This window comes from Acinetobacter sp. YH12049 (assembly GCF_013419875.1).
Taxonomy (GTDB): Bacteria; Pseudomonadota; Gammaproteobacteria; order Pseudomonadales; family Moraxellaceae; genus Acinetobacter; species Acinetobacter amyesii.
Map to the genome: position 1 here is coordinate 48,076 of NZ_VOZH01000024.1, position 10,501 is coordinate 58,576.

Below are 10,501 nucleotides of genomic sequence, written 5' to 3' on the forward strand. Positions count from 1 at the left end.
TTTATACTTAAGAAATTAAAATTTCTTAAAGCCTTTGTTGTTTCCGCTAAATGCGCGACTTGGCACCGAGTCATTACGACGCTCACGATTGCCAAAATTGTCGTTACGACGTTCACGGTTACCGAAGTTTTCACTGTTGCGATCATTACGGTTATTGTTGAACCCTTCGTTGCGACGCTCTGAACGATTAAATCCATTGCCTTGGAAACCACCTTCAGTACGACCAGTACGACGTTCGCCACGATTGTCTTGATAACCATTGCTTTGTTGTGGCTGGTTTTCGTCACTGTCACGACGTTGTTGGCGTAAGTAACCACCGCGACGTGCTGCCATTGGTTTGTCTTGCATACGTTCAGTACGACGTTTCGCCATACCAAACAGGCCAGTACCTTGACGTGGTTTAAGTTCAACCGACTTGGTTAAGTTGTCAATATCTTGTTTATCTAGCTCGATCCAACGACCAGTACGCAGTTCGCGTGGCAGAATCACTGAACCATAACGTGTACGTAAAAGACGGCTCACTTTTAAGCCTTGAGATTCGAAAATACGACGAACTTCGCGGTTACGACCTTCTTTTACGACCACTTGATACCAACGGTTAATACCGTCACCACCAATTTCAGAGAATGACTCAAATTTTGCAGGGCCATCATCTAAAACAACGCCTTGTAACATGTTATTTTTTAACTGAGGAGTGACTTCACCCATGACACGAACGGCATATTCACGTTCGATTTCGCTAGAAGGGTGCATTAAACGGTTCGCCAGTTCACCGTCATTCGTGAACAGCAATAGACCTGTAGAGTTGATATCTAGACGACCTACCATTACCCAACGATCACCTGTAATTTGAGGTAATTGTTCAAATACCGTTGGACGGTTTTCAGGGTCATTGCGTGAGCAAATTTCGCCTTCTGGTTTGTAGTAAATCAACACACGGCGACGAATTTCGTCTTCAATTTGGAACTGAACTTTACGACCATCGATGCGAAGCTCATCACCCGGTTCAATACGTTCACCCACTTGGGCAACTTGCCCATTTACGCTCACACGACCAGCGGCAATGACTTCTTCCATATAACGGCGAGAACCCAAACCAACGCGTGCGAGCACCTTTTGCAATTTTTCACTCATGACAGCATAACCTTAGAAATTATCATCAACAGTTCACCTATTTATGACTTCGGTGCATTCGCATCGAGGGCCATAAAAGCTTCCTTGGCATCCTGCAGGGGAGGCAATTGGCCCAAAGAGGTTAGACCAAAAGCATTTAAAAATTGAGGCGTTGTAACTAACAACGCGGGTCGTCCAGGGAGTTCACGAAAACCAGATTCTTTAATCCAGTTCCAGTCAAATAACGTACGTAAAATTTGACTATTGTTGGTCACCCCACGGATTTGCTCAATATCTGCGCGGGTTACCGGTTGATGGTAAGCAATGACAGAAAGAGTTTCGAGCAAGGATGGCGATAAACGAGTTGGTCGTTCAGGCCAGGTCTGTGCAATAATATTACGATATTTTGCACGTACTTGAAAACGGAAACCTTGAGCGGTTTCAACAAGTTCAATTGATCTGCCGTGTTGCAGCATTGAAAGTTGCTGCAAATATTGGCGTAATTCGGTTTTACTGAAACGGTCTTGGAAAGCCTCTTTTAAACGGGCAATACTCACTGCCGCTTCACTGGCAAAAATAATGGCTTCAAGCTGCATCAAAATTTCATGCAGATTATCTTCTGAAGTCACCGCAGTCATTTGTTTAAGTTCAGTGTTCATGCACGTGCTCCCTGAATTGCAAGCGGTGCTTCTACACCTGATGCGACAATTTGAACTTTTTGTTGGCGTGTCAGTTCCAACACGGCCATAAATGTCACGACAACACCCATGCGGCCTTGGCTTGGTTTGAGTAAGTCCGCAAAGTCTAATACTTCACCTGACTCAAGCTTAGTTTCAATATAAGCAATACGTTCTTCGAGTAAGACAGGCTCTTGCAAAATTTGGTGGGTAACTGGTTCTGGTCGATTAAAAACACAGAGTATGGCATCACGAAGTAATTGAATGTCATAGCCATCATTGGTTTCGACAATAGTTCCTAAACTGACATTGGTATCGAAAGTATCCCGATCCAATACTGTCATTTGACCTAATCTTTCCGCAGCTTGTTTGATGCGTAAATACGTTTCTAAACGGTCAATCAATTCTTGTTTAGGATCTTGTTCATGTGCTGCGGTCGACTTAGGTTTTGGCAATAATAGACGCGATTTTAAATCGGCCAATAGGGCTGCCATCACCATATAATCTGCGGTTAATTCAATATCTAGAGATTTCATTGCATCCATATAGGACAAATATTGGGATGCAATCGGGGCAATATCGACTTGTAATAAGTCGAAGCCATTTTTTTGAATCAGGTAAATCAGAAAGTCGAGTGGTCCTTCGAAATGCTCTAATAGAATTTCAAATGCAGCGGGTGGAATGTACAAATCTTCTGGAATAGCTTCTTGCCACTCATCCAAAACGCGAATGTGTGGAGCATCTTCCATAGAATTATGGACAGTTTGGTTCATTGCAATTATAGGCCACGCGAATTTTCAAAGGCATGCAGACAGCTTTCGCTTCGATCTCACATCGAAAGTAAAAGCACAAAAGTTATAGGGAATAGTGTAATGGAAAAATGCGTTTAAAGAAATTACTGAACGGTTGAATTGGGTAAAAAACATAAAATTTATAGGGAATAGGCTTTATTTATACACATGTAAAATTTTAAAGCTGTGATATCGATCACAACTTGTGTTAATTATAAATAATACACTCATCAATCCATGAACTTATTTAAGCTGTGATGTCTGGATGGTGGGCGTCTATCATGAAATGATTTGAATGAATTGACTAAAAGAATATTTGCTATGCCACAACAATATAATCAATGGGGTCAGGCCGTAGGGATGACGTTGGCGCAGTTTGAACCTTGCCAGTTCAGATGTAAAACCGAAATGGGGCAATCTGTTCGGCTTATTCCAATGCTGCCAGATCAGCTTGATGATAGTCTTTTACAGCGGCTATGGCAGACAGTACAACAAGAACCCGATGAACGCTGTTGGACGTATTTGCCTTATTCTCAAATTCAAAGCATGCAGCAATTGCGTGATTATTTTCAGCAATCCTTTCATTTTGCCGGTTCGATGCACTATGTCATTGAGGTAGGTGATGCCATTGTAGGGTGGATTGGATTGCTCAATGTACGCCCAGCACATGCTGTCATCGAAATTGGCAATGTCTTTTTTTCAAGTTTAATGAAGCGATCAACCGCCGCAACAGAAACCATTTATCTATTGTTAAAAGCATGCTTTTCAGCGGGATATAGACGGGTGGAGTGGAAGTGTGATGACTTGAACACGCCTTCGAAAAACGCTGCTTTGCGTTTTGGCTTTCAATTTGAAGGGTTGTTTCGTCAACATGTGATTGTGAAAGGTCGTAACCGTGATACCGCTTGGTTTGCGATGTTAGATCAGGATTGGCCAATGTTGTCTCAAGCTTACGTAGCTTGGCTCGATACAAACAACTTTGATGAGCAGGGGCAACAAAAAATTCATTTAAAAGAATTTATGCAGCTTTATCGCGCTTGAGCAAAAGCCAACTATCAAGACTTTGAGCCTGTTAGTCATATCTTTTTTCAAGTGCAAATTCTATGATGTGCTGGCACTGCGCTTGCGAGCAGAGATTTTGACTTGATCGGTGTTTAAATAGTGATTTGACCGTTGATGCATGCAGAAAGTAAGAAAAAGCCTGCGGCTGTGTTGTCGCTGTTGGTAAAATTAAATTTTTATCTATTGCCCTTAGTTGAGCCGTGGATTCTAAAGTCCAAGGCTCAGTGGCATAAATGGCAAGATGATTAAGATTGTTTTGCTCGGAGACACTGAGGTCTATCGCATTTTGGAGCTTGAGTAAAATCTGAAATAAAGTCATCAGGTCGATTCCTTTATCGAAAGGTGCTTTAACCGCGTTTTGAGCAGATGACCTTTACATGCTGTGCCTCTGATCGGTAACAGCATGTATTTAACAGTACATGCTATTCAAAGGCACGGACATCACCGACACCACGGCGAATCACTTCAGGGTATTCACCTGCAAGGTTTACAACGCTAGTGGTATTTAAAGTACCTAAACCGCCATCAATCAATACATCTATGCGTTTGCCGATTTGCAGTTCAATTTCGTAAGGATCATCAATCGGTTCTTTTTGGCCTGGTAAAATTAAGGTCGATGTTAATAAAGGCTCACCGAGTTCTTTGAGTAATAATTGGCAAATCGGGTTGCTCGGAATGCGTAGTCCAATGGTTTTCTTTTTAGGATGCATTAAACGGCGAGGAACTTCACTGGTCGCAGGCAAAATAAAGGTAGTGACCGCAGGGGTGTTATTTTTCAATAAACGATACATGGCATTATCGACTTTGGCATAAGTGGCAATGTCAGATAAATCTGCACAAATAATCGCATATTGATGTTTAGCATCGAGCTGACGAATTTGGGCAATGCGTTCCATGGCATTTTTGTTCCCAATTTGGCAACCGATGGCATAGGCGGCATCTGTAGGATAAACCACCACATCGCCGGCACGAATCCGTTCAACGGCTTGCGTAATTAAACGGGGCTGAGGATTTTCCGGATGTATTCTTAAATGCAACATATCGTTTTCCTCTTATTATTAAAAGCTCTAGACATTATGTCGCGGTCTATTCGCTTTGTGCAATGTGAAATGCAGTCAAATTGTATAATTTAATCAAGCATTTCACGTTGAAATTCATTCGCCTGTAACATTTTGCCAGCACGTGTACAGTGGCAAATGCATTGGATAAAGCGCCAAGCATCGCGTGGAAGTTTGGCTTCGCCCTTAAAATAAGCCTGTAATTGTGCATAGACATTATCTTTAAAGCTGCTGCCATCACCACCTTCACCAGTGAGGTTATCAAGTGAGACACGAAACTTACGCCCAAATGCTTTGGCAAATAACCATTCGATCGCTTGGGGCTTAATTTCTACCTGTTCAAAGAGGGCTTGTTGCTCTTTACTACGACCATCAGGTGCATACCAATAGCCTAAATCGGGAAGTAAACGACGCTGATCGCCAGCAATGGTCCAATGGCTAATTTCATGCAAGGCGCTATTGAAATAACCATGAGCAAATTGAATACGAGCAGGGCCGTTTGAATCAGCAGGAAAGTACTCGGGCTCACAGTCACCTTTCACTAAGCACACATTCAGGTGGGAAAACCAATGATTAAAGTGTAAGATGAGCCATTCGACGTGTTCTGTTTCTGTGGAAAGTTTCTCCCAAGCCGAGAGTTGCACTTGGTCGGTTGAAATGTCAGAATCAAGCGTTGAAATTGTGCTCATAAGTGATGAAACATTCACTTCTGTTTGCGGCTGCAACAGATGCATAACTTAAGTTACCCAAATGGTCTGTCTAAATAAGTACAAAATTGTATCTTAATCTTTGACAGAGTACTGATGAATTTGTAGAATTGCCGCCTTAATTATGTCAGCAAATACCTTTCCGGCACAGATTGAGCCGTTTAAATGGGCTGAACAGGGCTTTAAATGGTCAGGAACACTGCCATTATCTCGCTTTGTTCGTATTGCTCGTGAAGCTGTTGGATCAATTGATGATCAATTGATTAACATAGACTGTAAGCTATCAATGGATGCTTATCATCGCATTGTATGGCTAGATGGTCATGTTGAAACAAATGTTCCAATGGAATGCCAGCGTTGTCTGGATACTGTTGAGATTCCACTTGTTTTAAGTTTTCATCTAGCTCTTGTAGATGACGAGTCACTGATAGAGCGCTTGGATGAGGATGCTGATTTCATCGTTTTAGGTGAAAGTGAAGCAACAACCAAAGGTTCATATGATGCACCTGCGACTGCTGATTTACTCTCACTGATAGAGGATGAATTGTTATTGTTGATGCCTTTGTCACCTAAGCACGACGCTTGTGAACATAAGCATCAACCTGCCGCTGAAGAGCTTGTTGAAGAAAAACGGGACAACCCGTTTGATGTTTTGGCAGGTTTGAAGGGTAAACTTAACTAATTTTTGTGTTATACTCTTGAGTATAAGACAATCGAATTTGTTCTGATCCATTTTTTCGATCTTTGTAAGGAGCCATCATGGCCGTTCAGCAAAACCGTAAAAGTCGCTCTCGCCGTGACATGCGCCGTTCACATGACGCTTTAACCGAGAATGCATTAACTGTAGACCAAGCTACTGGCGAGACTCACCGTCGTCACCACGTATCTAAAGATGGTATCTACCGTGGTCGTCAATTATTCGCTAAAGCATCTGCTGAATAATTGGTGATGTATTAAGCGTCAAGCTTAGTAGAAAAAATGGGAGCGTTAAGCTCCCTTTTTTTGTACCGATTTTTTGTTGCATTTGGCAATTACCAAGACAAAAATTAAGTGTTAAATTTCCGTCCCTGAAACAAGCTTACATGGGATTGTGTTGAATAAATGTCCAAATAGCATAAATTCACCAGTCTTGATAAAGGATTTTTTTATGTCTGCTAAACAACTCGAGCAAGCAGCTCAAGCTACTAAAACTGCATTCGTGTTCCCGGGTCAAGGGTCACAGAAAGTCGGCATGCTCGCTGAACTTGCAGAACAGTTTAGTAGTGTGCAAGCAACATTTGCAGAAGCATCAGAAGTAGTTGGCTTTGATCTTTGGCAAATTGCGCAAAGTGGTGAAGGGTTAAACCAAACAGAATTTACTCAACCTGTACTACTGACTGCCAGTATTGCTTTATGGCGTGTGTGGTTAGAGTTAGGTGGTGTTGCACCGAAATACCTTGCAGGTCACTCATTAGGTGAATACAGCGCCTTGGTTGCTGCGGGAGCGATGAGCCTAGGTGATGCCGTTAAACTGGTGAACCTACGTGGTCAGTTGATGCAAAGTGCTGTACCTGAAGGTCAAGGTGCAATGGCGGCAATTTTGGGTCTAGATGATGCCAAAGTCATTGAACTTTGTGCTCAAGCAGAAGGCCCAGGTTCAGTAGATGCTGCAAACTACAATGCACAAGGTCAAGTTGTCATTGCGGGTGATAAAGCCATGGTTGAAGCGGTTATGGCTGCTGCTAAGGAAAATGGCGGTAAGGCAATTGCACTTCCGGTTTCTGTGCCATCGCATTGTGCATTGATGAAACCTGCTGCTGAACAGTTTGCGACAGCATTGGAACAAACTGCCATTGAGCTGCCTACTATACCTGTAATACAAAATGTAGGCGCTGAAATCGCGACTGATGTAGCGCAATTACGTCAGGCGTTAACTGCACAGTTATACCAATCTGTACAGTGGACAAAGACCATGCAGTATTTGCAAGACCAAGGTATTCAGTACATTGCTGAATGTGGTCCGGGTAATGTCCTTGCGAATCTCGCAAAACGTTTGCCAAATATTGAAAAAGCATTCCCACTCGACACGAAAGGTCGTATGGAAGATGCACTGAATGCCATTTTAGTGGCAGAAGGGAAAATTGCATGACACAAGAACGCAAAGTTGCTTTAGTAACAGGTGCGAGCCGAGGGATTGGAGCAGCAATTGCTCAGCAATTGATTCAAGACGGTTATTTTGTTGTAGGTACTGCAACTTCAGAAGCGGGTGCGGAAAAATTATCTGCTGCTTTTGCTGAAAATGGTGCGGGTAAAGTTCTAGATGTACGTGATGCAACTGCAATCGATGCATTGGTATCAGACATTGAGCAAAACTTTGGTTCTGTATTGGTTTTAGTGAACAATGCGGGTATTACCAAAGATAATTTGTTACTTCGTATGTCAGAAGATGATTGGGATGACATTCTCAACATTCATTTGAAAGCCGTTTATCGACTTTCTAAACGTGTTTTAAAGGGCATGACCAAAGCACGTTTTGGACGAATTATTAATATTAGTTCTGTGGTTGCACATTTTGCTAACCCAGGACAAGCAAACTATTCTGCTGCAAAAGCAGGGATTGAGGCCTTTGGTCGCAGCCTTGCAAAAGAGATGGGAAGCCGCCAAATCACTGTGAATGCAGTGGCTCCGGGCTTTATTGCAACAGAAATGACAGAACAGTTAAGCGAAGAAATTCGTAAAAAGATGAGTGATCAAGTGGCTTTAAACCGTTTAGGTGAGCCGCAAGATATCGCAAATGCCGTAAGTTTTCTTGCTTCTGAAAAGGCAAGTTACATTACCGGAACTGTATTACATGTAAATGGTGGTTTATACATGAGCTAAGCGCTCAAGTATAAACTTTCAAAACGATTTAGATTCAATTAAACTAACGGCATTAAAAACGCCACAAGCAATGAGGAGAATTCCTGTGAGCGATATCGAACAACGCGTAAAACAAGCAGTAGCTGAACAACTTGGTCTTAAAGCAGACGAGATCAAAAACGAAGCTTCTTTCATGGATGACTTAGGTGCAGACTCTCTAGACCTAGTTGAATTAGTTATGTCTTTCGAAAACGATTTCGACATCACTATTCCTGATGAAGATTCAAACGAAATCACTACTGTACAATCTGCAATTGACTATGTTTCTAAGAAACTAGGTTAATTTTAGATTTCAGCGATGCTGATTTAAAAAGCCACCATTCGGTGGCTTTTTTTATGCTGAATATTTTGTTTTTACATTAGCTTACGTTTCTGTCACCAACAACAACTCAAAAGCGGTTATTTTTTAGCTATAAAAATAGAGTTTGAACAATAGTTAAATTATTTAAAACAGTAAAAACAACGGAGAAAAACATGGGTCTTTTTGATTTTGTAAAAGGAATTGGTAAAAAAAATACAGCGCCTGCAGAACCTCAGGCAGCGCCAGCAACACCTTCTGAACCATCTGCACAAGAAATTGCCAATAAGTTATTGGGTCATATCAAAGCACTGGGCTTACCTGTAACTGGCTTGTCTGTGAGTTATAACGGGACTTCAGATCTAGCAACAGTGAAAGGTCAGGTGCAAAGCCAAGCAGATCGTGAAAAGATTATCTTGGCGGTAGGGAATATTGATCATGTGGCGCAAGTGGATGATCAGTTGACTGTAGCAACGCCAGAACCAGAAAGTAAATTTTATACAGTTAAATCAGGCGATAATCTTTCTAAGATTTCTAAAGAATTTTATGGTGATGCAAATCAATACAATAAAATTTTTGAAGCAAACCGTCCTTTGCTAAAAAATGCCGATGACATTTTCCCAGGTCAGGTGCTTCGTATTCCTGCATAAATATTTGTGTTTAAAGTAAAAAAAGCCATCTTGTGATGGCTTTTTTTTGTATGCGTGAATGGTGAAGTTGAATATAATGCGGCTGAAATAATTCAAAATAAGAAATCAATGAAACAAAAAATCATCTTTATTTTCTTGCTGTTGCTTGCAGTTGTTGTGTGTTTTTGTCTTTGGCTGCGGTGGGATGAGCGTATTGATCCTCGGGTGCTCAAGTGGCAGCAGTCTGAAATTTCTTATCATTCAAATTACACACAAGAGCCGTATTTTAACTTGCTTGGGCTGAATGCCGCAGATCGGTTTTCGGCATTGAATGTTGGGCGCTATCGTTATCATCAAGATTGGGCATTTAGTTTGTTGGGGCAAGAGCATCAGAATGTATTGGGCCAGCCATTGAATGCGAAGCTAACACGTGAAAAGTGGTCAGAAGAACAGACGAATTTAGTTGCGGAGTTTCAGCAATTGCTGGTCGATGATCCTAAGGCAGCTAGCGCATTTGTTGTTGAGCATCATCAGGTGCTCGGTGCGCTGATACAGCAAGAAAAGGTGCCGTTGCAGCGCTTTAACACATGGTTGCAGCATGCAGACCAATACCGCAGTTTAAGTATGCCGAGCAATTCCGCATATCCAGACTTTAAGTATTTAAATCAGTTGGCGATCCTTTATCAGATCAATATTGCGTTAAATAAAGAGGATAAGCTGGATGCATATATGGCTGAATATCACAGATTGCAGCAGATGCTTGAGCGCCCGAACTCATTGGTTGAAAGGATGCTGATTCAAAACTGGCTGGCACGTTATGTCCAAATATACGTAATGAACAATTAAAGACTGGACAAGTAGTTTATTTGGAGCCTTTAAGTACTCGTCAGTTGAGTTTGCGCTCAGCAGCGCAATTGGAAGCCTATGGCGTATATGCGGTGTTGAAGCAGGTGCAGCAATCATTGGGCTGGAATACCTCCTTGATGTATTGGTTGTGTTTGCCAAATCAAACTGTAAATCAATTGTTTAAGCAATATGAAGAGGCGGCACAGCTATCTGAGCTTTCTTATGATTCGTTTAGGATGCAGGGTGGTTAAAAACAGGGACAGTATTCATCTTGGCATATCAAAAATTATTTGGGCAGTAAGCGTCCGCTGAACACACCTTATGAATTCATCCTATAAGCCTTAATTTAGTCCCCACTTAGAAACAAGTGGGGACTTAAATTTATGACTACAAATCATCAGACATCCATCGCATCTCTTGCG

At 41.8% G+C, this 10,501-nt stretch carries 15 protein-coding genes; 9 read left to right on the forward strand and 6 right to left on the reverse strand.

The window, feature by feature from the left end:
- Positions 1-15: 15 nt before the first annotated feature.
- The 3 genes from rluB to FTU05_RS11710 are packed head-to-tail and all read right to left on the reverse strand — an operon-like array spanning position 16 to position 2,563.
- Complete coding sequence (gene rluB / locus FTU05_RS11700) at positions 16-1,134, reverse strand: 23S rRNA pseudouridine(2605) synthase RluB (protein WP_180011977.1); 1,119 nt, start codon at positions 1,132-1,134, stop codon at positions 16-18.
- Between the two features lie 41 nt (positions 1,135-1,175).
- Complete coding sequence (scpB, locus tag FTU05_RS11705) at positions 1,176-1,772, reverse strand: SMC-Scp complex subunit ScpB (protein WP_168379583.1); 597 nt, start codon at positions 1,770-1,772, stop codon at positions 1,176-1,178.
- Positions 1,769-2,563 (reverse strand): ScpA family protein, encoded by a 795-nt coding sequence (locus FTU05_RS11710; RefSeq protein ID WP_180005437.1) that lies wholly within the window; start codon positions 2,561-2,563, stop codon positions 1,769-1,771. The genes scpB and FTU05_RS11710 overlap by 4 nt, the downstream gene beginning before the upstream one ends.
- Positions 2,564-2,902: 339 nt before the next feature.
- Here FTU05_RS11710 and FTU05_RS11715 point away from each other — a divergent pair, with 339 nt between their 5' ends.
- Entirely contained in the window at positions 2,903-3,622 is a 720-nt protein-coding gene (locus tag FTU05_RS11715) for a GNAT family N-acetyltransferase (protein ID WP_180165415.1), read from the forward strand.
- Between the two features lie 31 nt (positions 3,623-3,653).
- Here the strand turns inward: FTU05_RS11715 and FTU05_RS11720 are convergent, their stop codons facing one another.
- The 3 genes from FTU05_RS11720 to FTU05_RS11730 all read right to left on the reverse strand — a co-directional run bounded on the left by FTU05_RS11720 (position 3,654) and on the right by FTU05_RS11730 (position 5,435).
- Positions 3,654-3,962: a hypothetical protein gene (locus tag FTU05_RS11720; protein WP_180165416.1), complete on the reverse strand. Its 309-nt coding sequence runs from the start codon at positions 3,960-3,962 to the stop codon at positions 3,654-3,656.
- Between the two features lie 103 nt (positions 3,963-4,065).
- A complete protein-coding gene (locus FTU05_RS11725; RefSeq protein ID WP_180022664.1) occupies positions 4,066-4,683 on the reverse strand; it encodes an L-threonylcarbamoyladenylate synthase in 618 nt (205 codons plus the stop codon).
- Between the two features lie 89 nt (positions 4,684-4,772).
- Complete coding sequence (locus FTU05_RS11730; protein ID WP_180134764.1) at positions 4,773-5,435, reverse strand: elongation factor P hydroxylase; 663 nt, start codon at positions 5,433-5,435, stop codon at positions 4,773-4,775.
- Positions 5,436-5,532: 97 nt separating this feature from the next.
- On the opposite strand from FTU05_RS11730, the gene FTU05_RS11735 reads away from it, so the two are divergent.
- The 8 genes from FTU05_RS11735 (at position 5,533) to FTU05_RS11770 (ending at position 10,330) form a co-directional block, all read left to right on the forward strand.
- Entirely contained in the window at positions 5,533-6,090 is a 558-nt protein-coding gene (locus tag FTU05_RS11735) for a DUF177 domain-containing protein (RefSeq protein WP_078190057.1), read from the forward strand.
- Between the two features lie 77 nt (positions 6,091-6,167).
- Entirely contained in the window at positions 6,168-6,350 is a 183-nt protein-coding gene (gene rpmF / locus FTU05_RS11740; protein ID WP_004279227.1) for a 50S ribosomal protein L32, read from the forward strand.
- 205 nt (positions 6,351-6,555) lie between these two features.
- The gene (gene fabD / locus FTU05_RS11745; protein WP_180059475.1) at positions 6,556-7,536 is read left to right on the forward strand and encodes an ACP S-malonyltransferase; all 981 of its coding nucleotides are present in this window, start codon (positions 6,556-6,558) and stop codon (positions 7,534-7,536) included.
- Positions 7,533-8,267, forward strand: coding sequence for a 3-oxoacyl-ACP reductase FabG (fabG, locus tag FTU05_RS11750; RefSeq protein WP_078190055.1), 735 nt, complete (start codon positions 7,533-7,535; stop codon positions 8,265-8,267). The genes fabD and fabG overlap by 4 nt, the downstream gene beginning before the upstream one ends.
- Positions 8,268-8,352: 85 nt before the next feature.
- On the forward strand, positions 8,353-8,589 hold the full coding sequence (acpP, locus tag FTU05_RS11755) for an acyl carrier protein (protein ID WP_078190054.1): 237 nt from the start codon (positions 8,353-8,355) through the stop codon (positions 8,587-8,589).
- Between the two features lie 191 nt (positions 8,590-8,780).
- Positions 8,781-9,254, forward strand: a complete 474-nt coding sequence (gene lysM, locus FTU05_RS11760; RefSeq protein ID WP_180008199.1) for a peptidoglycan-binding protein LysM — start codon at positions 8,781-8,783, stop codon at positions 9,252-9,254.
- Positions 9,255-9,362: 108 nt separating this feature from the next.
- Complete coding sequence (locus FTU05_RS11765; protein WP_180165417.1) at positions 9,363-10,079, forward strand: hypothetical protein; 717 nt, start codon at positions 9,363-9,365, stop codon at positions 10,077-10,079.
- 20 nt (positions 10,080-10,099) lie between these two features.
- Complete coding sequence (locus FTU05_RS11770) at positions 10,100-10,330, forward strand: hypothetical protein (protein ID WP_180165418.1); 231 nt, start codon at positions 10,100-10,102, stop codon at positions 10,328-10,330.
- The last annotated feature ends 171 nt before the right edge of the window (positions 10,331-10,501 follow it).